This window comes from Nocardioides xinjiangensis, from assembly GCF_017916455.1.
Taxonomy (GTDB): Bacteria; Actinomycetota; Actinomycetes; order Propionibacteriales; family Nocardioidaceae; genus Nocardioides; species Nocardioides xinjiangensis.
On the sequence record NZ_JAFMSY010000001.1, the window covers coordinates 2303385 to 2325814 of the forward strand.

General features: G+C 71.7%; 21 protein-coding genes. 18 read left to right on the forward strand and 3 right to left on the reverse strand.

Annotated elements, in window-relative coordinates; all coding sequences use genetic code 11:
• Positions 1-78: 78 nt before the first annotated feature.
• On the forward strand, positions 79-714 hold the full coding sequence (locus J3P38_RS10860) for an MBL fold metallo-hydrolase (RefSeq protein ID WP_210439756.1): 636 nt from the start codon (positions 79-81) through the stop codon (positions 712-714).
• 1 nt (position 715) lies between these two features.
• On the opposite strand, the gene J3P38_RS10865 is transcribed toward J3P38_RS10860, so the two are convergent.
• Complete coding sequence (locus J3P38_RS10865) at positions 716-1963, reverse strand: isochorismate synthase (RefSeq protein ID WP_210503550.1); 1248 nt, start codon at positions 1961-1963, stop codon at positions 716-718.
• 146 nt (positions 1964-2109) lie between these two features.
• Here J3P38_RS10865 and J3P38_RS10870 point away from each other — a divergent pair, with 146 nt between their 5' ends.
• Positions 2110-3306 (forward strand): AMP-binding protein, encoded by a 1197-nt coding sequence (locus tag J3P38_RS10870; RefSeq protein WP_210503551.1) that lies wholly within the window; start codon positions 2110-2112, stop codon positions 3304-3306.
• Here J3P38_RS10870 and J3P38_RS10875 read toward each other — a convergent pair.
• Positions 3294-4325 (reverse strand): L,D-transpeptidase family protein, encoded by a 1032-nt coding sequence (locus J3P38_RS10875; protein WP_210503552.1) that lies wholly within the window; start codon positions 4323-4325, stop codon positions 3294-3296. The two genes, J3P38_RS10870 and J3P38_RS10875, sit on opposite strands and share 13 nt — an antisense overlap.
• 100 nt (positions 4326-4425) lie before the next feature.
• Between J3P38_RS10875 and J3P38_RS10880 the strand changes: the two genes are divergently transcribed.
• From J3P38_RS10880 to J3P38_RS10955, 16 genes are all read left to right on the forward strand, one after another.
• The gene (locus J3P38_RS10880) at positions 4426-5115 is read left to right on the forward strand and encodes a demethylmenaquinone methyltransferase (RefSeq protein WP_210503553.1); all 690 of its coding nucleotides are present in this window, start codon (positions 4426-4428) and stop codon (positions 5113-5115) included.
• A 209-nt stretch (positions 5116-5324) separates the two neighbouring features.
• The gene (locus J3P38_RS10885) at positions 5325-5684 is read left to right on the forward strand and encodes an NADH-quinone oxidoreductase subunit A (RefSeq protein ID WP_210439761.1); all 360 of its coding nucleotides are present in this window, start codon (positions 5325-5327) and stop codon (positions 5682-5684) included.
• Positions 5685-5688: 4 nt separating this feature from the next.
• Positions 5689-6243, forward strand: coding sequence for a NuoB/complex I 20 kDa subunit family protein (locus J3P38_RS10890; protein ID WP_210439762.1), 555 nt, complete (start codon positions 5689-5691; stop codon positions 6241-6243).
• A gap of 29 nt (positions 6244-6272) precedes the next feature.
• Positions 6273-7148 (forward strand): NADH-quinone oxidoreductase subunit C, encoded by an 876-nt coding sequence (locus tag J3P38_RS10895; protein ID WP_210503686.1) that lies wholly within the window; start codon positions 6273-6275, stop codon positions 7146-7148.
• Positions 7148-8500 (forward strand): NADH-quinone oxidoreductase subunit D, encoded by a 1353-nt coding sequence (locus J3P38_RS10900; protein ID WP_210503554.1) that lies wholly within the window; start codon positions 7148-7150, stop codon positions 8498-8500. Before J3P38_RS10895 ends, J3P38_RS10900 begins: the two co-directional genes overlap by 1 nt.
• 70 nt (positions 8501-8570) lie before the next feature.
• Complete coding sequence (gene nuoE, locus J3P38_RS10905) at positions 8571-9218, forward strand: NADH-quinone oxidoreductase subunit NuoE (RefSeq protein WP_210439764.1); 648 nt, start codon at positions 8571-8573, stop codon at positions 9216-9218.
• Positions 9215-10522 (forward strand): NADH-quinone oxidoreductase subunit NuoF, encoded by a 1308-nt coding sequence (gene nuoF / locus J3P38_RS10910; RefSeq protein ID WP_210439765.1) that lies wholly within the window; start codon positions 9215-9217, stop codon positions 10520-10522. Before nuoE ends, nuoF begins: the two co-directional genes overlap by 4 nt.
• On the forward strand, positions 10519-12999 hold the full coding sequence (locus J3P38_RS10915; RefSeq protein ID WP_210503555.1) for an NADH-quinone oxidoreductase subunit G: 2481 nt from the start codon (positions 10519-10521) through the stop codon (positions 12997-12999). Before nuoF ends, J3P38_RS10915 begins: the two co-directional genes overlap by 4 nt.
• The gene (gene nuoH / locus J3P38_RS10920) at positions 12999-14348 is read left to right on the forward strand and encodes an NADH-quinone oxidoreductase subunit NuoH (RefSeq protein ID WP_210503687.1); all 1350 of its coding nucleotides are present in this window, start codon (positions 12999-13001) and stop codon (positions 14346-14348) included. Before J3P38_RS10915 ends, nuoH begins: the two co-directional genes overlap by 1 nt.
• Positions 14341-14916: an NADH-quinone oxidoreductase subunit NuoI gene (nuoI, locus tag J3P38_RS10925; RefSeq protein WP_210439767.1), complete on the forward strand. Its 576-nt coding sequence runs from the start codon at positions 14341-14343 to the stop codon at positions 14914-14916. The genes nuoH and nuoI overlap by 8 nt, the downstream gene beginning before the upstream one ends.
• Positions 14913-15740: an NADH-quinone oxidoreductase subunit J gene (locus J3P38_RS10930; RefSeq protein ID WP_210503556.1), complete on the forward strand. Its 828-nt coding sequence runs from the start codon at positions 14913-14915 to the stop codon at positions 15738-15740. The genes nuoI and J3P38_RS10930 overlap by 4 nt, the downstream gene beginning before the upstream one ends.
• Positions 15737-16030: an NADH-quinone oxidoreductase subunit NuoK gene (nuoK, locus tag J3P38_RS10935; RefSeq protein ID WP_210439769.1), complete on the forward strand. Its 294-nt coding sequence runs from the start codon at positions 15737-15739 to the stop codon at positions 16028-16030. The genes J3P38_RS10930 and nuoK overlap by 4 nt, the downstream gene beginning before the upstream one ends.
• Before the next feature lie 52 nt (positions 16031-16082).
• Positions 16083-18032: an NADH-quinone oxidoreductase subunit L gene (nuoL, locus tag J3P38_RS10940; protein WP_210503557.1), complete on the forward strand. Its 1950-nt coding sequence runs from the start codon at positions 16083-16085 to the stop codon at positions 18030-18032.
• The gene (locus J3P38_RS10945) at positions 18029-19516 is read left to right on the forward strand and encodes an NADH-quinone oxidoreductase subunit M (protein WP_210503558.1); all 1488 of its coding nucleotides are present in this window, start codon (positions 18029-18031) and stop codon (positions 19514-19516) included. The genes nuoL and J3P38_RS10945 overlap by 4 nt, the downstream gene beginning before the upstream one ends.
• The gene (nuoN, locus tag J3P38_RS10950; protein WP_210503559.1) at positions 19513-21105 is read left to right on the forward strand and encodes an NADH-quinone oxidoreductase subunit NuoN; all 1593 of its coding nucleotides are present in this window, start codon (positions 19513-19515) and stop codon (positions 21103-21105) included. The genes J3P38_RS10945 and nuoN overlap by 4 nt, the downstream gene beginning before the upstream one ends.
• The gene (locus J3P38_RS10955; RefSeq protein ID WP_210439773.1) at positions 21102-22100 is read left to right on the forward strand and encodes a polyprenyl synthetase family protein; all 999 of its coding nucleotides are present in this window, start codon (positions 21102-21104) and stop codon (positions 22098-22100) included. Before nuoN ends, J3P38_RS10955 begins: the two co-directional genes overlap by 4 nt.
• 16 nt (positions 22101-22116) lie before the next feature.
• Here the strand turns inward: J3P38_RS10955 and J3P38_RS10960 are convergent, their stop codons facing one another.
• Positions 22117-22380, reverse strand: coding sequence for a hypothetical protein (locus J3P38_RS10960; RefSeq protein WP_210503560.1), 264 nt, complete (start codon positions 22378-22380; stop codon positions 22117-22119).
• Positions 22381-22430: the final 50 nt, after the last annotated feature.

Sequence of the window (22430 nt, forward strand, 5' to 3'; positions counted from 1 at the left end):
CACTCCACCCGTCGGAGGCGCCACAACCTTAACCGCGACCCCGTCGGGATCCGATTCGACGGGCCTAGGGTGCAGCGCATGCAGATCACCAAGCTCGGCCACGCTTGCGTGCGGGTCCAGGGGGCCGGCGGCGTGCTCGTCATCGACCCGGGGGTGTACACCGACGCGGGCGCCCTCGACAGTGCGGACGCCGTGCTGATCACCCACGAGCACCCCGACCACGTCCATCCCGACCACCTGCGGGCGAGCGACGTGCCCGTGTGGACGATCGCGGCGGTGCAGCGTCTCCTGCGTGAGCAGGCGCCCGACGTCGCCGAGCGCGTCACGGTGGTCCGGCCCGGCGACCGGCTCGAGGTCGCCGGCACGTCGGTCGAGGTGGTCGGTGAGAAGCACGCGGTGATCCACCCCGACTACGACCGCTTCGACAACTCCGGGTACCTCCTGGAGTCCGGGGGAGCGAGCGTCTACCACCCGGGCGACGCGCTCACCCCGCCCGGGCGTGCGGTCGACGTGCTGCTCGCGCCGGTGAGCGCGCCGTGGCTCAAGGTCTCCGAGGCGGTCGACTTCGTCCGGCAGGTGGGCGCGCCGACGTCGCTCGGCATCCACGACCGCGTGTACAGCGACATCGGCGTGGCGATGGTCGCCACGCACATGGCCAACCTGCTGCCCGACTCGCAGGCGTTCGAGCTGCGGGAGCCGGGGCAGGACCTCTGACTCAGCCGGCTGCCAGCGCGTCGCGCACCGGCACGAACTTCGCCTGCGACTCGGCGAGCTCGGCCTCGGGGTCCGAGCTGGCCACGATGCCGCAGCCGGCGAAGAGGCGTACGCCGTCCTCGACCAGCATCGCCGAGCGCAGCGCGAGGCCCCACTCGCCGTCGCCCGAGGCGTCCATCCAGCCGACGGGGCCGGCGTAGCGGTCGCGCGGCATGCCCTCGATCTCCTCGATCAGCCGGGTCGCCGCCGGGGTGGGCGTGCCGCCCACGGCGGCGGACGGGTGCAGCGACTCGGCCAGCTGGAGCGAGGTCGCCACGTCGTGGACGACCCCGTTCACGTCGGTGGCCAGGTGCATCACGTTGGGCAGGTGGAGGACGAACGGCGACTCGGGCACGTTCATCGACGAGCAGTGCGGCTCGAGGGCGTCGGCGACCGAGCGCACGGCGTACTCGTGCTCCTCGAGGTCCTTCGACGACCGCGCCAGCATGGCCGCGAGCGCGAGGTCGCGCTCGTCGTCGCCCGTACGCCGGATGGTGCCGGCCAGCACCCGTGAGGTCACCAGGCCGCGCTCGCGGCGCACGAGCATCTCCGGCGTCGCGCCGAACAGCCCGTCGACGTGGAACGTCCAGCACATCTCGTACTGCGCGGCGAGGCGCTGCAGCGGCCACCGGACGTCCAGCGGCTCGTCCGTCGTGGCGATCAGGTCGCGGGCGAGCACGACCTTCTCGAGGTCGCCGGCCGCGATGCGCCCGACCGCCTCCGCGACGACCGACATCCACTCCTCGCCGTTGCGGGCACCGTCGGAGAAGACCAGGCCGACGGGCGGCTCCGGCGCGGGCGCGGGGACGAGTGCCGGGGCCTCGACCGAGACGGTGGTCAGCCACGTGCGGTCCCCGCGGCGGCCGACGACCACCTCGGGGACGACCAGCGCGGAGTCACCGGGCTCGTCGGCGAAGGCGAAGGACCCGAAGGAGACCAGGCCGGTGCCGGGCTCGCCGACGTGGTCCTCCACGTCGGCGCGCGCGACGGTCTCGGACCACCACTTCACCGCGTCGCTGAACCGCGTCGGTCCCGAGGTGTCCAGCCGCGCGGCCACGCCCCACCCGACCAGGCCCTCACCCCGGCGCAGCCACGTCACCGGCTGCTGCTGCGGCAGCAGGTCGAGGAGCGGCAGGTCCGCGAGGTCCACCGGGACCGTGCGCACGACGAGCGGCGCGGTTGGTCCCGGGCGGGACGCGGGGGTCGTCACGAGGGGGCAGCCTACGCCGGGGCGCACAGCCCGCCGGCGGGAGATCGGCCAAACGGCGAACAGGAGAGGCGTGCGTCACCTACGTTGCCTCGAGAACCGACCCGCGCGACGTACGCGTCGCAGCCGACGCGCCCGAGGAGCCCGCCGTGCCCGTCCCCGCATCGCCCCTCGCCCGGTTGGAGCGCCACGCCCGCAACCGGGCGCTGGAGGTCGCGGTGACCGAGCCGCGGGCGGGGTCGTGGGCCTCGCTGACCTGGAACGAGCTCTACCGCCGCGTCATCGACGGGGCCGCCGGCATGATCGAGGCGGGCGTGGACCCCGGGCAGGTCGTGGTGCTCCGCATCCCGGCCGGCATCCGCCAGCTCGAGCTCGAGCTCGCCACTCGGGTCGCCGGAGCGGTGCCGCTGCTGCTGCCGGAGCACCTCGACACCGACGAGGTGGCCCGCCTCCTCGACGGGATCGGGGTGCGCCTCGTCGTCGTCGACGACGAGAGCCGCCTGGCGCTGCTGCGCCGGGCCGCCCTCTCCGACGCCCAGCTCTTCGAGTGCGACGACCGGTCGTGGGAGCGGCTGCGGGGGATGGGCCTGGAGCGGCGCAAGCGCCAGCCCGACCTGCTGACGTGGGTGGCCGGCGCGCGCGCCGGTGCCCCGTCCGGCGCCGTGCTGGGGTTGCGGCGGGACAAGGCCGAGGCCTGGCTGTTCCGGCCCGAGTCCTCCGGCACGCTGTCCGACCTCACCGGCGACGACGTCGTCCTGCTCACCGGCGAGGCCACCGACCGCCTCACCACGGTGGTCCGCGACGCCCACCTCACCGCCGGCTCCACGCTGGCGTGGATCGCCTCGCCCGACCAGCTCGAGGCAGCGCTCGCGCACGTCGCCCCCACGCACGTGCTGCTCGACCACGCAACGGCCCGCGTGCTCGAGGACCTCATCGAGCACGGCACGGTCGGCGGTGCGCCGTGGCACACCGCCCCGCGCGACGTCCTCGAGGCGATGTCGGCGCACGTGGCCGAGGCCCGGATGTCCGCGAAGGCGAGGAAGCTCGCCGCGGAGGTGTCCGCCCTCGCCCCGTGGTGGGGCGGGCGGCTCCGGCTGCTCGTGCTCGACGCGCGAGTCAGCCGCACCGTCAGCGCGTTGGCGACCTCCCTGGGGTTCCGCATCGGTCGCATCGCGCACCACCCGGCGGCCCGGCTCGACCTCGCGCGCGAGCACGCCGTCGTGGCCGTGCCGGCGCCACCGGAGGTCGAGGTCGCCACCGTGTCGCTCCCGCGCCGCGGTCGCGCCGGCGACGGACTCGACGCGGCGTTCTCGCTCGCAGGCCCGGGCCGCGCTCAGGACCGGTAGACGATCACCTTGTCGCCGAGGCGGACCCGGTCGAAGAGCCAGGCGACGGCGGCGCGGTCGCGCACGTTGACGCACCCGTGCGAGGCGCCGTCGTAGCCGTTGGCGGCGAAGTCGGGGGAGTAGTGGACGGCCTGTCCGCCCGAGAAGAACATGGCGTACGGCATCGGGGTGTCGTAGAGGCTCGAGACGTGGTCGCGCGACTTGCGGAACACCGCGAACGCGCCCTCCCGTGTCGGCAGCTCGGCGGAGCCGAAGCGCACCTCGACGGTCTTGAGGACCACGCCGTCGACCACCCAGCGCAGCGACCGCGACGTCTTGTCGACGCACATCGCCCGGCCGGTGGTGCAGCGCGGGTCCAGGCGCGGCCCGCTCGGGACGAGGTTGAACAGCTCGGCCCTCGTGGGCTCCCGCGTCATCGCCCGGAGCCGGTCGAGGGTGCGCCGGTCGACCTGCCCGGTCACCGGGATCCTCCGCTTCGCCTGGAAGCCCTGGACCGCCTCGTCGGTCGTCGCGTCGTAGCGTCCGGTCACCCTCGCGTCGTACCAGCGCAGCTGCCGGAGCCGGGCCTGGAGCTGCCGCACGCGCATGCCCGTGTCGCCGCGCTCGAGCAGGGGCCGGCCCGGCGTGTAGACGTTGTGCAGCGCCTCCCGGGTCGGCTCGGTCGTGCGCGAGAGGATCGCGCGCCAGGTGCGCTCGTCCACCACCCCGTCGGCGGCCCACCCGCGTCGGCGCTGGAAGGTGGCGACGCCGGCGCGCGTCTCCTGGTCGAACCGGCTGGTGACGACCTCCGAGTGCAGGCCGAGCTGGTGCAGGCGGCTCTGCAGCTCGCGCACCCGCCAGCCCGTGTCGCCGAGACGCATCGACACGTCGGCGCGCGAGGCGGGGGCGCCCATCGCCCCGGTCGCCCCGGCGGCGCCGGCGGTCGCGCCCGTCACGACGGAGCCGGTCACGGCGACCAGCAGGGCGAGCAGCAGGGCGAGCGAGAGTGCGCTGAGGCGCGGAGCAGGACGGCGTGGCATGTGGTTCCTCCCCAGGTGGCCATCGGCAGGTCGATCATAGGGACGCCGCACGACACCCCCGCGTTGCGCGTACCGGGGTCCGGACGCCTACGCTCGGCGGGTGGCCCGCGCTGACCTCGACAAGCAACCCTCCGACGTCCGCCGCATGTTCGACACCGTGGCCAAGCGGTACGACCTCACCAACGACCTGATGACGGCCGGCATCCAGCGCAGCTGGCGACGCTCCATGGTGGACGCCGTCGCGGCGGGTCCCGGCGACCTCGTGCTCGACCTCGCGGCGGGGACCGGCTGCTCGAGCGAGCCGTTCGCCGCCCACGGTGCCACCGCTGTGCCGTGCGACTTCTCGGTCGGGATGCTGCAGCAGGGGAAGAAGGACCGGCCCGGCCTGCCGTTCGTGGCCGGCGACGGCACCCGGCTGCCGTTCCTCGACGACACCTTCGACGCGGTCACGATCTCCTACGGGCTGCGCAACTTCGTCGACCCGGTGGCCGGCCTCGAGGAGATGCACCGCGTGACCCGTCCCGGCGGCCGTCTCGTGGTGTGCGAGTTCAGCCGGCCGGTGAACGCGGCGCTGCGCAAGGTCTACCTCGACGGCGTCATGCGCGCCCTGCCGGCGATCGCCTCGCTGACCGCCAGCGCGTCGGACGCCTACGTCTACCTCGCCGAGTCCATCCGCGCGTGGCCCGACCAGGAAGGCCTCGCCGCGATGATCGCGGAGGCCGGCTGGCAGCGACCGCAGTGGCGTGACCTCACCGGCGGCATCGTGGCGCTGCACCGCGCGACCGCCTGAGGCCGCCCCGAGCGGGGACGAATTAGGGCACGCGCTCTTGCCCTAAATGCGCAGGTCAGGCCGCTTTCGGATCGTTGCCGAATGGTGTCCACCCCGACGTGACGCACGCCGCACCGCAGTCCTAGACTGTGGCGCGCGCCACTCGTGAAGTCATTCACAAGGTCACTTGGCTTCACCCGAACCGGGCGCAGTCCACCGGAAGGGAAGCGATGGAGCTCTACACGCCGATCCTGGCGCTGCTGGCCATCGCGACGGGGTTCGCGGTCTTCTCCGTGATCATGAGCGCCGTCGTGGGACCCAAGCGCTACAACCGCGCGAAGCTCGACTCCTACGAGTGCGGCATCGAGCCGACCCCGCAGCCCGTCGGCGGGGGCCGCTTCCCGGTGAAGTACTTCATCACGGCGATGCTCTTCATCGTCTTCGACATCGAGATCATCTTCCTCTACCCGTGGGCCGTCCACTTCGACCAGATGGCGCTGTTCGGGCTGGTCGAGATGGTCCTGTTCATCGCGACTGTGTTCGTGGCGTACGCCTACGTGTGGCGCCGCGGCGGACTGGATTGGGACTGACGTCATGGGACTGGAAGAGAAGCTGCCGAGCGGCGTCCTGCTCACCACCGTCGAGGGCGTCGCCGGCTACATGCGCAAGGCGTCGTTCTGGCCGGCCACCTTCGGCCTGGCCTGCTGCGCCATCGAGATGATGACCACCGGCGCCCCGAAGTACGACCTGGCCCGGTTCGGCATGGAGGTCTTCCGTGCCAGCCCCCGCCAGGCCGACCTGATGATCGTCGCCGGCCGGGTCAGCCAGAAGATGGCCCCCGTCCTGCGCCAGATCTACGACCAGATGCCGGAGCCCAAGTGGGTGCTCGCCATGGGCGTGTGCGCGTCCTCGGGCGGCATGTTCAACAACTACGCCATCGTCCAGGGCGTCGACCACGTCGTGCCCGTCGACATGTACCTGCCCGGCTGCCCGCCGCGGCCGGAGATGCTCATCGACGCGATCCTCAAGCTGCACGACCAGGTGCAGCACACCAAGCTCGGCGCGCACCGCCGTCGGGAGATCGAGGAGCTGGAGACCAGTGCGCTGCGTGCCCTGCCCACGTCGGAGATGAAGGGCCTGCTGCGGTGAGCGGCGCGGACGAGACGCCCGAGGAGAACGTGGACGAGCGGGCGGACGAGAGGGTCGACGAGGCGGTCGACGAGGCGGTCGCCGGCAGGGCCGAGGACGAGTCGGACGACAGGACCGACTCGAACGAGGAGGCGCGGCCCGCCGAGGAGGACAACCTCGAGGCGGCGAAGTCCGAGACGGGCACCGGCAGCGGCGTCGAGCAGGCCGCGCCCGAGCAGTCCCCGGAGAACGTCCCCGCCCCGACGGGGGAGGTGCGGGCCGTCGGTGCGCGTCACGGCATGTTCGGCGTCACCGGCACCGGCGACACCTCCGGCTACGGCGGCCTGGTCAGCGCCACGGTCTTCCCCACCCCGTCTCAGCGGCCCTACGGCGGCTGGTTCGACGAGGTCGCCGACGCGCTCGAGGCGCGGCTGCGCGCCACCGACCTGACCGCCGCGGTCGAGAGCGTCGTGGTGCACCGCGGCGAGATCACCTTCCACGTGCGCCGCGAGGACCTCCCGTTCGTCGCGCAGATGCTGCGCGACGACGAGGCGCTGCGCTTCGAGTTCTGCTCCGGCGTGAGCGGCGTGCACTACCCCGAGGACACCGGGCGGGAGCTCCACGCCGTCTACCACCTGCTCTCCATGACCCACAACCGGCGCATCCGCCTCGAGGTGACCGCGCCCGACAGCGACCCGCACGTGCCGAGCCTGGTGAGCGTCTACCCGACGCTCGACTGGCACGAGCGCGAGACCTACGACATGTTCGGCCTGGTCTTCGACGGTCATCCCGCCCTTACCCGGGTGCTCATGCCGGACGACTGGCCGGGCCACCCGCAGCGCAAGGACTACCCCCTCGGCGGCATCCCCGTGGAGTACAAGGGCGGGTCGATCCCGCCGCCCGACCAGCGGAGGTCGTACAACTGATGAGCACCGACACGAGCCGGCAGCAGGACCTCTACGCCTCGCCCGGCGACACCAGCCAGGGCCGCGTCTTCACCGTCACCGGGCAGGACTGGGACACGATCACCGACGGCCTCGGCGAGTCCGCCGAGGAGCGGGTCGTCGTCAACATGGGCCCGCAGCACCCCTCGACCCACGGCGTGCTCCGGCTCATCCTCGAGCTCGAGGGCGAGACGGTCACCGAGGCCCGGTGCGGCATCGGCTACCTGCACACCGGCATCGAGAAGAACATGGAGTACCGCTCCTGGGTGCAGGGCGTCACCTTCTGCACGCGGATGGACTACCTCTCGCCGTTCTACAACGAGGCGACCTACGTCCTGGGCGTCGAGCGCCTGCTCGACATCGAGGACGACATCCCGGAGAAGGCGCAGGTCATGCGCGTGCTCCTGATGGAGCTCAACCGCATCTCCTCCCACCTCGTCGCCATCGCCACGGGCGGCATGGAGATCGGTGCGCTGACGGTCATGACCATCGGCTTCCGCGAGCGCGAGCTGGTGCTGGACCTGTTCGAGCTGATCACCGGGCTGCGGATGAACCACGCCTTCATCCGGCCCGGCGGGGTCGCCCAGGACCTGCCTCCCGGCGCGCTCGACGAGATCCGCGACTTCATCGCGCTGATGAAGAAGCGCCTGCCGGAGTACGCCGCCCTGTGCAACGCCAACCCGATCTTCAAGGGCCGCCTGGTGGACGTCGGCCACCTCGACCTGGCCGGCTGCATCGCGCTCGGCATCACCGGCCCCGTGCTGCGCTCGACCGGCTACGCCTGGGACCTCCGCAAGGTTCAGCCCTACTCCGGCTACGAGGACTACGACTTCGACGTCCAGACCTGGGACACCTGCGACTCCTACGGCCGCTTCCGCATCCGGCTCAACGAGATGTCGGAGTCGCTGAGGATCGTGGAGCAGTGCGCCGACCGGCTCGCGGGGCTCGAGGGCGCCCCGGTTATGATCGGCGACAAGAAGGTCGCCTGGCCCAGCCAGCTCGCCATCGGCAGCGACGGCATGGGCAACAGCCTGGACCACATCCGCCACATCATGGGCGAGTCGATGGAGGCCCTGATCCACCACTTCAAGCTGGTGACCGAGGGGTTCCGGGTCCCCGCCGGCCAGGCCTACGTGCCGGTCGAGTCGCCGCGCGGCGAGCTCGGCGCCCACGTCGTCTCCGACGGCGGCACCCGGCCCTTCCGCGCCCACTTCCGGGACCCGTCGTTCACCAACCTGCAGGCGACGAGCGTGATGAGCGAAGGCGGCATGGTCGCCGACGTCATCGTCGCCATCGCCTCCATCGACCCCGTCATGGGAGGAGTCGACCGATGAGTCACCCCACGAACTTGTCCTCCTCCCCCGCTTCGCTCCTCCGTCCGACAACTCCGAGGGGACCCCGACGATGAGCCTGGACCCGCAGACCCTGGCGGAGCTGCACGAGATCGCGGACCGCTACCCCGAGAAGCGCTCCGGCCTGCTGCCGATGCTCCACCTCATCCAGTCGGTGGAGGGCCGCGTCACGCCCGAGGGCATCGAGGTGTGCGCCCAGGTGCTCGGCATCAGCGCCGCGGAGGTCAACGGTGTCGCGACCTTCTACACGATGTACAAGCGCAGGCCCGTCGGCGACTACCACGTCGGCGTGTGCACCAACACGCTGTGCGCGGTGATGGGCGGCGACCTGATCTTCGAGCGGCTCAAGGAGCACCTCGACGTGGGCAACGACGAGACGACCGAGGACGGGAAGATCACCCTCGAGCACGTCGAGTGCAACGCGGCCTGCGACTACGCCCCGGTGATGATGGTCAACTGGGAGTTCATGGACAACCAGACGCCCGAGTCGGCGGTCCAGGTCGTCGACGACCTGCGCGCGGGCAGGGAGGTCCACTCCACGCGCGGCCCGCGGCTGTGCACGTGGCGCGAGGCCGAGCGCGTGCTCGCGGGGTTCCCCGACGACCGCGCCGACGAGGGCCCCGCCGCTGGCCCGGCCTCGCTGGCCGGGCTGAAGATCGCCCGCGAGAAGGGCTGGACGGCTCCGGAGGGAGAGAAGTGACCACGCTGACACCGGTCCTCACCGACAATTGGGACGCCGAGCGCGCCTGGACCCTCGCCGCCTACGAGGAGCGAGGCGGCTATGCCGCGCTGGACAAGGCATTCGCGATGGCGCCCGACGCCGTCATCGACGTCGTCAAGGAGTCCGGCCTCCGCGGCCGCGGCGGCGCCGGCTTCCCCACCGGCATGAAGTGGGGCTTCATCCCGCAGGACAACCCGAGGCCGAAGTACCTCGTGGTCAACGCCGACGAGTCCGAGCCGGGCACCTGCAAGGACATCCCGCTGATGATGGCCAGCCCGCACACGCTGGTCGAGGGCGTCATCGTCAGCGCGTACGCCATCCGCGCCAACACCGCCTTCATCTACGTCCGCGGCGAGGTCCTCCACGTCATCCGGCGCCTGCAGCGCGCCGTGCAGGAGGCCTACCTCGCGGGCCACCTCGGCCGGAACATCCACGGCTCGGGCTACGACCTGGACCTGATCGTGCACGCCGGCGCCGGCGCCTACATCTGCGGCGAGGAGACCGCGCTGCTCGAGGGCCTCGAGGGCCGGCGCGGCCAGCCCCGCCTGCGCCCGCCGTTTCCCGCGGTCGCCGGCCTCTACGCCAGCCCGACGGTCATCAACAACGTCGAGTCCATCGCCTCGGTGCCCAGCATCATCACCAACGGTGCCGGCTGGTTCGCCGGGATGGGCACCGAGAAGTCCAACGGGTTCGGCATCTTCAGCCTGTCCGGTCACGTGCGCAACCCCGGGCAGTACGAGGCGCCGCTGGGCATCACGCTGCGCGAGCTCATCGACCTCGCGGGCGGCATGCGCGAGGGCCACGAGCTGAAGTTCTGGACGCCCGGCGGGTCCAGCACCCCGCTCCTGACCCCTGAGCACCTCGACGTCCCGCTCGACTTCGAGTCCGTGGGCGCCGCGGGGTCCATGCTCGGCACCCGCGCCCTGCAGCTGTTCGACGAGACGACCTGCGTCGTCCGCGCGGTGCTGCGGTGGACGGAGTTCTACAAGCACGAGTCGTGCGGCAAGTGCACCCCGTGCCGCGAGGGCACGTGGTGGCTCACCCAGACCCTGGCGAGGCTGGAGAAGGGGCAGGGGAGCGAGGCCGACCTCGACCTGCTGCTCGACCAGTGCGACAACATCCTGGGCCGCTCGTTCTGCGCGCTCGGCGACGGTGCGACGAGCCCGATCTCGAGCTCGATCCAGCACTTCCGCGACGAGTACCTCGCCCACCTGACCAACGGCGGCTGCCCTTTCGACCCGGCCGCCTCGACCGCCTTCGCACCCGTGGGAGCCTCGGCATGACGACCACCCCCGACCGCACGGAGGTCGAGACGGTCACGCTGACCATCGACGGCGTCCAGGTCAGCGTCCCCAAGGACACCCTGGTGATCCGCGCCGCCGAGCAGGTCGGCGTGCAGATCCCGCGCTTCTGCGACCACCCGCTGCTCGACCCGGTCGGCGCCTGCCGCCAGTGCCTCGTCGACATCCCCGACGCCGGCAACGGCCGCGGCTTCCCGAAGCCGCAGGCCTCCTGCACGCTGCCGGTCGCTGACGGCATGGTGGTCAACACGCAGGCGACCAGCGAGGTGGCCGACAAGGCCCAGCAGGGCGTCATGGAGTTCCTGCTGATCAACCACCCGCTCGACTGCCCCGTCTGCGACAAGGGCGGCGAGTGCCCCCTGCAGAACCAGGCGATGAGCAACGGCCGCGGCGAGAGCCGGTTCGCCGAGTCCGGGGGCGTGAAGCGCACGTTCCCGAAGCCGATCGCGATCTCCGCGCAGGTCCTGCTCGACCGGGAGCGCTGCGTGCTGTGCGCGCGGTGCACCCGCTTCTCCGAGCAGGTCGCCGGCGACCCCTTCATCGCCCTCGCCGAGCGGGGGGCGCTGCAGCAGGTCGCGATCTACGAGCGCGAGCCCTACCAGAGCTACTTCTCCGGCAATGCCATCCAGATCTGCCCGGTGGGGGCGCTGACGTCGGCCGACTACCGGTTCCGCTCGCGCCCGTTCGACCTGGTCTCCAACCAGAGCATCGCCGAGCACGACGCCTGTGGCGCCGCGATCCGCGTCGACCACCGGCGGGGCAAGGTCATGCGCCGCCTCGCCGGCAACGACCCCGAGGTCAACGAGGAGTGGATCAGCGACAAGGACCGCTTCGCGTTCCACTACGCCCGCCAGGACGACCGGCTGCGCTACCCGATGGTCCGCGAGGACGGCGAGCTGCGTCCCGCGTCCTGGCCGGAGGCGTTCGCCGTCGCGGCCCGCGGCCTGCGGGACGCCGGTGCCGCCGCGGTCCTCACCGGTGGTCGCGTGACTGCCGAGGACGCCTACGCCTACGCCAAGTTCGCGCGCGTCTCGCTCGGCACGAACGACGTCGACTTCCGCGCCCGCCCGCACAGTGCCGAGGAGGCCGCGTTCCTGGCCTCCCACGTCGCGCTGTCCGGCGGGGTCACCTACGCCGACCTCGAGGCCGCCCCCGTCGTGGTCCTGCTCGGCCTCGAGCCCGAGGACGAGGCCGCCACGATCTTCCTGCGGCTGCGCAAGGCCGCCAGGCGGGGTCGTACGCAGGTCGTGTCGGTCGCCCCGATGACCTCGCGCGGCCTGGCGAAGATGCAGGGCCGGCTCGTGCCCGCGGTGCCCGGCACCGAGGCCGAGGTGATCGCCACGCTCAAGGGCGCCGAGCACGGCGTCACCCGGGACGCCGTCATCCTGGTCGGCGAGCGTCTCGCCCAGACGCACGGCGCGCTCTCCGCGGCCGTCGAGCTGGCCGCCACCACCGGCGCCCGGCTCGCGTGGGTGCCGCGTCGCGCCGGTGACCGCGGTGCGGTCGAGGCCGGCGCCCTGCCCAACCTGCTCCCCGGCGGCCGTCCGGTCGGCGAGGCCTCGGCCCGGGTCGACGTGGCCGCCGCCTGGGGCGCCGAGTCGCTGCCGGCGAAGGTCGGCCGCGACGGCAACGCCATCGTCGCCTCGCTCCTCAAGGGCGAGCTCGGCGGCCTCGTGGTCGGGGGCGTCGACCCCGACGACACCAGCGACCCCGCGGCCTTCCGCGCGGCCCTCGACGCCGCCGGGTTCGTGGTCAGCCTCGAGCTCCGCGAGACCGACGTGACCAGGGTCGCCGACGTCGTCCTGCCGGTCGCGCCGGTCACCGACAAGGCCGGCACCTTCGTGACGTGGGACGCCCGGGCGCGCTCGTTCGACGCGGTCTTCACCAACCCGTCCTCGCTGCCCGACCTGCGCCTCCTGGCCGGCATCTCCGAGGAGCTGGCCCGGCTGGGGCAGGGCCGTCCGCTCGGTTTCCGCACCGTCGCCGAGGTCCGCGCCGAGATGCGGTCGCTGGGCCCGTGGGACGGCGCCCGCCCGGCGCTCGACGCCGGCAAGCCGCCGCGCCCGGCGAAGGCGCCGCGCAAGGGCGAGACCCCCTTCGCCCTGGCCACGTGGAAGCAGCTCGTCGACCTCGGGTCGCTCCAGGACGGCGAGGTGCACCTCCGCGCCACCGCCCGCACCCCGGTCGCCGCCCTCAGCGCGGCGTCGTACGAGTCGGTGTTCGGCATGCTCGACGCCGAGGCCGGCGCCCCGCTCGTCACCGTCACCGGCGACCGCGGCAGCGTCACGCTGCCGGCCGTGGTGGCCGACCTCCCCGACGGGGTCGTCTGGGTCCCGGCCCGGTCCTTCGGACGCGGTGTCCTCGCCGAGCTCGCCTCGCCGGGCAGCGCGGTCACCCTGCGGCAGGCCCCCGCAGCCCTCGACAACGCGCACCAGGCAGTGAAGGGAGCCACCGCATGATGAGCCTCGCCCCCCGGGCGGCCGACCTCCCCGACCCGGGACTGGCCGCCTTCGGCCAGGACCCCTGGTGGGTGATCCTGCTCAAGGCCGTCTTCATCTTCCTGATCCTGGTGCTGCTGACGCTGTTCAACATCTGGTTCGAGCGCCGGGTCGTGGCCCGGATGCAGCACCGCGTCGGCCCCAACGTCCACGGTCCGTTCGGGCTCCTGCAGTCGCTGGCCGACGGCGTGAAGCTCGCGCTGAAGGAGGACATCATCCCGAAGTCGGCCGACAAGGTCGTCTTCCTGCTGGCGCCGGTCATCGCGGTCGTGCCGGCGTTCGTCACCTGGGCGGTCATCCCGCTCGGCCCGGAGGTCAACTTCTTCGGCCACACCACGCCCCTGCAGCTGACCGACATGCCGGTCGCCGTGCTCTTCATGCTCGCGATCGCCTCGATCGGCATCTACGGCATCGTCCTCGGCGGCTGGTCCTCCGGCTCGACGTACTCCCTGCTCGGCGGGCTGCGCTCGAGCGCCCAGATGATCTCCTACGAGGTCGCGATGGGCCTCGCGCTCGTCGCGGTGTTCCTCTACGCCGGCTCGATGTCGACCTCGGAGATCGTCGCGGCGCAGGACCGCCTCTGGTTCGGCCTGATCCTGCTGCCGTCGTTCGTCATCTACGTGATCTCGATGGTCGGCGAGACCAACCGGGCGCCGTTCGACCTCCCGGAGGCCGAGGGCGAGCTGGTGGGCGGCTTCCACACCGAGTACTCCAGCCTGAAGTTCGCCCTGTTCTTCCTCGCCGAGTACATCAACCTCGCGACCGTGTCGGCGATCGCCACAACGCTGTTCCTCGGCGGCTGGGCCGCCCCGTGGGGCATCGAGAACGTGTGGGAGGGCGCCAACAGCGGCTACTGGCCCCTGCTGTGGTTCTTCGGCAAGGTCTTCTGCTTCATCTTCCTGTTCGTCTGGCTGCGCGGCTCGCTGCCGCGCATGCGCTACGACCAGTTCATGGCGCTGGGGTGGAAGGTGCTCATCCCGGTCTCGCTGGCCTGGATCGTGGCCGTCGCGACCATCCGGGTCATCTCGCTCGAGGGCAACATCAACCGCACCTACCTGGTCGCGGCGATCGCCGTCCTGCTCGTCCTCACCGTCGCGCTGATGTTCGTGGGGGAGAAGGACAGGGCCGAGGACGAGGCCGGCGGCGCGACCGCCACCGGGTCGAGCGAGGAGCCGCACGACGCCTTCGCCGGCGGCTTCCCCGTCCCGCCGATGCCGGCGGGAGGTGCCGTGCGCGGCGCCGCCGCGCCGCTGACCTTCGCCACGGGCCGCACCACCGTCACCGCAGCAGCGGAGGAGAGCCATGAGTGAGTCCGCCCAGTCCGCCCGATCCGGCCAGTCCGGCCAGGGGTCCAAGGGCGTCAAGGAGAGCCTCTGGGACCCGATCGCCGGGTTCGGCGTCACCTTCCGGACGATGTTCAAGAAGGTCGTCACCGAGCAGTACCCGTTCGAGAAGCTGCCGACGGCGCCCCGCTTCCACGGCCGGCACCAGCTCAACCGCTGGCCCGACGGGCTGGAGAAGTGCGTGGGGTGCGAGCTGTGCGCCTGGGCCTGCCCGGCGGACGCGATCTACGTCGAGGGCGCCGACAACGTCGACCTGCCCGACGGGTCGGGGCGCTTCAGCCCCGGTGAGCGCTACGGCCGCGTCTACCAGATCAACTACCTGCGCTGCATCCTGTGCGGGCTGTGCATCGAGGCCTGCCCGACGCGCGCGCTGACGATGACCAACGAGTACGAGCTGGCCGACGACAACCGCGCGGACCTCATCTACGAGAAGTCCGACCTGCTCGCGCCGCTGCTGCCCGGCATGGAGGAGCCGCCGCACCCGATGCGCCTGGGTGACGACGAGAGCGACTACTACAGGGGGACCACGCGATGACGTTCTGGCTCCTCGCTCCGCTCATGGTGGCGGCCGCGCTGGGCATCCTGTTCGTCCGCAAGGCCGTGCACGCTGCGCTGCTGCTGGCCGTGGTGATGATCAGCCTGGCGTTCCTCTACGCCGTGATGGACGCGCCGTTCCTCTTCGCGGTGCAGATCATCGTCTACACCGGCGCGATCCTCATGCTGTTCCTCTTCGTGATGATGCTGATCGGCGTCGACGCCGCCGACTCCGTGGTGGAGACGATCCGCGGCCAGCGGGCGACGGCGGTCGTCCTCGGCCTGCTCTTCGGCTCCGTGCTGGTGATCGGCATCAGCCAGGTCACCTTCGGCACGGTGGTCGGTCTCGACGAGGCCAACGCCGGCGGCAACGTGCCGGCCATCGCCAACATCCTGTTCTCCCGCTACGTCTTCGCCTTCGAGGCCACCAGCGCCCTGCTGATCACCGCCGCGCTCGGCGCCATGGTGCTCGCCCACCGCGAGCGGCTCACCCCGAGGGCGACGCAGGCCGACCTGGCGGCGCGACGCATCCGGGACTACGCCGAGCACGGCTTCCACCCCGGACCGCTGCCCTCACCCGGTGTCTACGCGCGGCACAACGCGGTCGACACCCCGGCTCTGCTGCCCGACGGCACCGCCGCCGAGTCGTCGGTCTCCCGGGTGCTCGCCGCCCGCGGCACCGTGCGGTCCGCCCCGGCGCTGGCCGACGACATCGACGACGTACGCCGCCAGCTCGCCGGCGAGGGGCACAGCGACCCGTCGACGATGCCCGAGACCTCCGGCAAGGCGGGCACCCCGGCGAACACCGAGGAGGACGTCAAGTGACCGAGTACATCGTGCTCTCGGCGATCCTCTTCACGATCGGCTGCGTGGGCGTCCTCGTCCGCCGCAACGCCATCGTGGTGTTCATGTGCGTGGAGCTGATGCTCAACGCCTGCAACCTGGCGTTCGTCGCCTTCGCCCGCCAGCACGGCAACCTCGACGGGCAGATCACCGCGTTCTTCGTGATGGTCGTGGCCGCCGCCGAGGTCGTGATCGGGCTCGCGATCATCATGACCATCTTCCGCACGCGACGCTCGGCCTCGGTCGACGACGCCAGCCTGCTGAAGTACTGAGGGAGCGCTCGTGAACCTGTTGTCCCACTCAGTCCTGCTCGCAGGACTTCCGATGGCGGAGGGCGCCCACGCACCGGTGGTCGCTCCCGACACCGGTGCCGGCGGGGTGTTCGAACTCCTCTGGCTGGTCATCGCGCTGCCGTTGCTCGGCGCCGTCTTGCTGCTGGCCGTCGCGCCGTTCCTGCCGGGGTCGGCGAGGGCCGCGGTCGACAGGCACGGCCACCTGCTCGGCACGGCCACCGCGGTCGCGTCGTTCGGGCTGAGCCTCGTGCTGTTCCTCTCGCTGCTCGGCCGTGACGCCGAGGAGCGACAGGTGGGCCAGCACCTGTGGACGTGGTTCGAGACCGGCTCGCTGGACGTCGGCATGGACCTCCTCTACGACCAGCTGGCCGCGCTCTTCCTCCTGCTGATCACCGGCGTGGGGTCGCTGATCCACGTCTACGCGATCGGCTACATGGCCCACGACCCGCGCCGCCGCCGGTTCTTCGGCTACCTCAACCTCTTCGTCGCGGCGATGCTCACGCTGATCCTCTCCGCGAACTTCGTCGGCCTGTTCCTCGGCTGGGAGGGCGTCGGCCTGGCGTCGTACCTCCTCATCGGGTTCTGGCAGCACAAGCCCTCGGCGGCCGCCGCCGCCAAGAAGGCGTTCGTGATCAACCGCGTCGGCGACATCGGCCTCTCGCTGGCGATCGCGCTCATGTTCGCCACGTTCGGCACCACCGACTTCGGCGACGTCAGCGCCCACACGGGCGAGGCGTCGCAGGGCACGCTGACCGCGCTGGGGCTCCTGCTCCTGCTCGGTGCCTGCGGCAAGTCGGCCCAGGTGCCGCTGCAGGCGTGGCTGCTCGACGCGATGGAGGGCCCCACCCCGGTGTCGGCCCTGATCCACGCGGCGACCATGGTCACCGCCGGTGTCTACCTCGTGGTCCGCTCGAACTTCATCTTCGAGCTCGCCCCGGTCGCCCAGACCGCCGTCGTGGTCGTCGCCACCGTCACGCTCCTGTGGGGCGCGATCCTGGGCTGCGCCAAGGACGACATCAAGAAGGCGCTCGCCGGGTCGACGATGAGCCAGATCGGCTACATGATGCTGGCCGCGGGGCTCGGCCCCGTCGGCTACCCGTTCGCGATCTTCCACCTGCTCACGCACGGCTTCTTCAAGGCCAACATGTTCCTCGGCGCCGGCTCGGTGATGCACGGCATGGACGACGACGTCGACATGCGCCACTACGGCGCGCTCAACAAGGCCATGCCGGTCACCTTCCTGACCTTCGCGATGGGCTACCTCGCGATCATCGGGTTCCCCGGCTTCTCCGGCTTCTGGTCGAAGGACAAGATCATCGAGTCCGCGCTCGCGGAGAACCTCCTCGTCGGCGTCCTCGCGGTCCTCGGTGCCGGTATCACCGCCTTCTACATGACCCGCCTGATGCTGCTCACGTTCTTCACGAGCCGGCGCTGGGAGGAGGGCGTTCACCCGCACGAGTCGCCCCGCGTGATGACCGTGCCGCTGGTCGTGCTCGCCGCGCTCTCGGTGCTCGGCGGCGTCCTGCTGCTCGGCGACTGGATCGTCACCTGGCTCGAGCCGGTCACCGGCCACGCCGAGCACCACGAGCCCCCGCTGCCCGCGATCGCGATCACGCTCCTCATCACCGCCGTCGTCGCGCTCGGCGTCGCCGCCGCCTGGTTCCTCGTCGGGCGGCGCGAGGTGCCGCGCGAGGCCCCGCGCGAGGTGTCCTTCGCGACGAGGGCGGCCCGCGCCGACCTCTACGGGGACGCCATCAACGACGCCCTGGTCGTGCGTCCCGGTACGGGGCTGGTCGGCGGGTTGACGCTCTTCGACCGGGTCGGCGTCGACGGTGCGGTCGAGGGCGGCTCCGCCGCCGTCGGTGGCCTGTCGAGCACGATGCGCCGCGTCCAGAACGGCTTCGTCCGCTCCTACGCCCTGTCCCTCCTCGGTGGCGCCCTGCTGGTCGTCCTCGCTCTCCTGGCGGTGAACCTCGGATGATCCTGACCCTCCTCATCCTCCTGCCGCTCGTCGGTGCGCTCGTCACGGCCGTCGTGCCGGGTGCGCTGGCCCGGCTGGTCGGCCTCGGCTTCGCCGTGGCGACCCTCGTCACCGGCGTCGTCGCGGCCACGCAGTACGACGTGGGCGGCGGCATGCAGCTCACCGAGACCCGCACGTGGATCGAGTCCCTGGGCGTGCACTACGCGCTGGGCGTCGACGGCCTCGGCCTGCTGATGGTCCTGCTCACGGTCGTCCTCGTGCCGATCGTGCTCCTCGCCGGCTGGCGCGAGGCCGACGCCGAGGGCAACAGCGGCGCCCGGGCGTTCTTCGCCTGGACGCTGGCGCTGGAGTCGCTGTCGCTGGCGGTCTTCACCGCCACCGACGTGCTGCTGTTCTACGTCGTGTTCGAGGCCACGCTCATCCCCGCCTACTTCCTGATCGGCGGGTTCGGCCGTGCCGGGCGCGGCCGGGCAGCGACGAAGTTCCTCATCTACCAGCTCGCCGGCGGGCTGATCATGCTCGCCTCGGTCATCGGGCTCTACGTCGTCTCGGCCGACGCCGGCCAGCCGAGCTTCCTGATCAGCGACCTCGCCGCCATCGACATCGACGAGACCACGCAGCGCTGGCTCTTCGTCGGGTTCTTCATCGCCTTCGCGATCAAGGCGCCGATGTTCCCGGTCCACACATGGCTCGCCGACACCACCGAGAAGGCGACCACCGGCACGTCGGTGCTGCTCGTCTGCATCCTCGACAAGATCGGCACCTTCGGCATGCTGCGGTTCTGCCTCGGGCTGCTGCCCGACGCCTCGCAGTGGGCGACCCCGGTGGTGGTGGCGCTCGCGCTGGTCTCGATCATCTACGGCGCGCTCGTCGCGATCGGCCAGGACGACGTGCTGCGCCTGATCGGCCTCACGTCGCTGTCGCACTTCGGCTTCATCGTGCTCGGCATCTTCGTGTTCAGCTCGACCGGCGGCGCCGGGGCGATCCTCTACATGGTCAACCACGGCATCGCCACCGCGCTGATGTTCCTGGTGGCCGGGTTCCTCATCCGTCGCACCGGCACGGCGTCGATCCGCGAGATGGGCGGCGTCGAGAGGACGGCCCCGGTGCTGGCCGGGATCTTCCTGGTCGCCGGCCTCGCCGCCTGCGGCCTGCCCGGCCTGTCGCCGTTCGTCTCCGAGATGCTCGTCATCGTCGCCGCGTTCGACCACCACTGGGTGGTCGGCTCGGTCGCGGTGCTCGCGATCGTCCTGGCGGCGTTCTACGCGCTCTGGATGTACCAGCGCACCATGACCGGCCCCGGCCGGGTCGACGCGGTGCCCGTCGCCGACCTCGACCGGCGTGAGGTGGGCATCCTCGCGCCGCTGGTGCTCGCGCTGGTGCTGTTCGGCTTCTACCCGATGCCGCTGCTCGACGTCATCAATCCCGTCGTCCACGACACCCTCGCAGGCGTGGGCGTCAGCCAGGAGGGTGGTCAGCCGTGACCGAGTTCGTGAAGCCCACCGTCGAGTACTTCGAGCTGTGGCCGCTGCTGGTGGTCTTCGGCGTCGCCTGCCTCGGCGTCGTCGTGGAGGCCTTCCTGCCACGCAGGGTCCGCTACACCGCCCAGGTCGTGCTCGCGCTCGGCGGCCTCGTCCTCGCGCTCGTCGGCGTGGTGCTGGTGGCCCAGGACGTGCAGACCCACGACGACGGTGCCGCGCGGGGCGTGCTCGCGGTCGGCGGCACCATCGCCGTCGACGGGCCCAGCCTGTTCATCTGGGGGCTGGTCCTCGCGCTGGCGATCGCCGGGGTGCTGCTGTTCGCGGAGCGTCACCTCGACGGCGGCGTCTCCGCCTTCGCCGGCCAGGCCGCCGCGGTGCCCGGGACCGACGCGGAGACCGCGGCCATCGCGGCCCACCGCGAGCACACCGAGGTCTACCCCCTGATGATGTTCGCGGTCTTCGGGATGATGCTGTTCCCGGCCGCCAACGACCTGCTGACGATGTTCGTCGGCCTCGAGGTGCTCTCCCTGCCGCTCTACCTGCTCAGCGGGCTGGCGCGCCGTCGCCGCCTGCTCAGCCAGGAGGCCGCGCTGAAGTACTTCCTGCTCGGCGCCTTCTCCTCCGGCTTCTTCCTCTACGGCGCCGCCCTGCTCTACGGCTTCGCCGGGTCGATGGACTTCGCCGCGATCAACGAGGCCGTGCGCAACGACGTCGGCAGCTCGAGCCTGCTGCTCATCGGCACCGGCCTGCTGTCGGTGGGCCTGCTGTTCAAGGTGGGTGCCGTGCCGTTCCAGGCGTGGACGCCCGACGTCTACCAGGGTGCCCCGACCCCGGTCACCGCCTTCATGGCCGCCGGCACCAAGGTCGCCGCGTTCGGCGCCATCATGCGCCTGTTCTACGTCGCCCTCGGTGCCGACCGGTGGTCGTGGCAGCCGATGCTGTGGATCATCGCCGTGCTCTCCATGTTCGTGGGGGCGGCCCTGGCCATCACCCAGCGCGACATCAAGCGTCTGCTGGCCTACTCCTCGATCGCCCACACCGGGTTCATCCTCACCGGCGTCGTCGGCCTCCAGGCCACCGACCAGCTCGCGACCGGCGAGATCACCTCGGTGCAGGCCGTGCTGTTCTACCTCGCGACCTACGGCTTCGCGACGATCGGCGCGTTCGCGGTGGTCAGCCTCGTGCGCGACGGCGGCGGCGAGACCACGGCGATCGACCGCTGGGCCGGGCTCGGCAAGGAGTCGCCGGTGGTGGCGGCGGTCTTCGCGTTCTTCCTGCTGGCGATGGCGGGCATCCCGCTCACGGCGGGCTTCGTGGGCAAGCTCGCGGTGTTCTCCGTCGCGCTGGCCGCCGGGGCGTGGCCCGTGGTGGTCGCCGCCGTGCTGGCGAGCATCGTCGCCGCGTTCCTCTACGTCCGGGTCATCAAGGTCATGTACTTCGACCAGCCCGTCGGCGACGGTCCCAGCGTGGCGTACCCGTCGGTGCTGACCGCGACGACCATCGCGGTCGGTGCCGCCGTCACCCTCGTCCTCGGCGTCCTGCCGGGGCCGGTGCTCGACCTCGCGGCAGTTGCGGGAGAATTCATCAGGTGACCGACTCGCCCCTCGCGCTCCCCGTCGTCGACGCCGCTCTCGAGCAGCGGCTCGTCGGCCGGCTGGCGCGCATCGAGGAGCTGCTCGAGGGCCACTGCCGGGCGCGTGCGCGGTTCGTCTCCGAGGCCGCCGCCCACCTGATGATGGCGGGCGGCAAGCGGTTCCGGCCGCTGCTGGTGCTGCTGGCGGCGGAGACCGGCCCGAACCCCGACGCCGAGGCGGTGGACACGGCCGCCTGCGTCGTCGAGCTCACCCACGTCGCCTCGCTCTACCACGACGACGTGATGGACGAGGCCGCGCTGCGGCGCGGCGCCCGCACGGCCAACGCCCGGTGGGACAACAACGTCGCGATCCTCACCGGCGACTTCCTCTTCGGCCGCTCCTCCGAGCTGACCGCCGAGCTGGGCCCGGACGCCGTGCTGATCCAGGCGCGCACCTTCACCCGCCTCGTCGAGGGCCAGATCATGGAGACGGTCCCGCCCGGTCCGGGCGAGGACCCGCTGGCGCACTACCTCGACGTCGTCGCCGGCAAGACCGGCTCCCTGATCGCCACGTCGGCGCGCTACGGCGCGATGTTCAGCGGCGCGCGGGCCGAGGTCGTCGAGGCGCTGAGCTCCTACGGCGAGATCGTCGGCTCGGCCTTCCAGCTCACCGACGACATCCTCGACATCGCCTCGGAGTCCGACACCTCCGGCAAGACCCCGGGCACCGACCTGCGTGAGGGCGTGCCCACCCTCCCGGTCCTCATGGCGCAGGCCTCCACCGACCCCGCCGACGCCCGGCTGCTGTCGCTGCTCGGCCGCCCGCTCACCGACGACGCCGAGCACGCCGAGGCGCTCGCGCTGATGCGCGCGCACCCGGCGATGGTCCAGGCGCGCGACCACGTCCTGGCGGAGGCCGCCCGGGCGAAGAAGCTCCTGGAGGTCCTCGACCCCGGACCCGTGCGCACCGCCCTGGAGTCCTTCGCCGACATCGTGGCGACGCGGACCTCCTAGGGCGGCGCGCCCTGCGTCACCCGCCGATGAGTGAGGTGACCGACCGGGTCTCGCCGTCGCGTGCGATCGTGAGCTTCACGCCGTCGGCGTTGTCGAGGAAGTCACGGGCCGCCTGGAGGTCGAGACCGGTGCGCTCGGCGATCGCGGTGTCGGGCACCGAGACGACCGCCTGGCCGAAGCCGGAGGCGTCGTTGTCGCTCATCCCGGGCTGTGCCTCCTGCCACAGCTCGCGGATGGTCTCGTAGACGTCGTCGGTCGTGGTCTCCAGGTCGCTGGTCATGCGCGACCTGTACCCACGCGCAGCCGGGTTCAGACTGCGACACACCCCCT

Bases quoted from the DNA above. Each gene is read 5' to 3' on its own strand.
- J3P38_RS10860 (WP_210439756.1), top strand. From the start codon at position 79: ATGCAGATCACCAAGCTCGGCCACGCTTGCGTGCGGGTCCAGGGGGCC.
- J3P38_RS10875 (WP_210503552.1), bottom strand. From the start codon at position 4,325: ATGCCACGCCGTCCTGCTCCGCGCCTCAGCGCACTCTCGCTCGCCCTG.
- J3P38_RS10885 (WP_210439761.1), top strand. From the start codon at position 5,325: ATGGAGCTCTACACGCCGATCCTGGCGCTGCTGGCCATCGCGACGGGG.
- J3P38_RS10890 (WP_210439762.1), top strand. From the start codon at position 5,689: ATGGGACTGGAAGAGAAGCTGCCGAGCGGCGTCCTGCTCACCACCGTC.
- J3P38_RS10900 (WP_210503554.1), top strand. From the start codon at position 7,148: ATGAGCACCGACACGAGCCGGCAGCAGGACCTCTACGCCTCGCCCGGC.
- nuoE (WP_210439764.1), top strand. From the start codon at position 8,571: ATGAGCCTGGACCCGCAGACCCTGGCGGAGCTGCACGAGATCGCGGAC.
- J3P38_RS10915 (WP_210503555.1), top strand. From the start codon at position 10,519: ATGACGACCACCCCCGACCGCACGGAGGTCGAGACGGTCACGCTGACC.
- nuoH (WP_210503687.1), top strand. From the start codon at position 12,999: ATGAGCCTCGCCCCCCGGGCGGCCGACCTCCCCGACCCGGGACTGGCC.
- nuoI (WP_210439767.1), top strand. From the start codon at position 14,341: ATGAGTGAGTCCGCCCAGTCCGCCCGATCCGGCCAGTCCGGCCAGGGG.
- J3P38_RS10930 (WP_210503556.1), top strand. From the start codon at position 14,913: ATGACGTTCTGGCTCCTCGCTCCGCTCATGGTGGCGGCCGCGCTGGGC.
- nuoL (WP_210503557.1), top strand. From the start codon at position 16,083: ATGGCGGAGGGCGCCCACGCACCGGTGGTCGCTCCCGACACCGGTGCC.
- J3P38_RS10945 (WP_210503558.1), top strand. From the start codon at position 18,029: ATGATCCTGACCCTCCTCATCCTCCTGCCGCTCGTCGGTGCGCTCGTC.
- J3P38_RS10960 (WP_210503560.1), bottom strand. From the start codon at position 22,380: ATGACCAGCGACCTGGAGACCACGACCGACGACGTCTACGAGACCATC.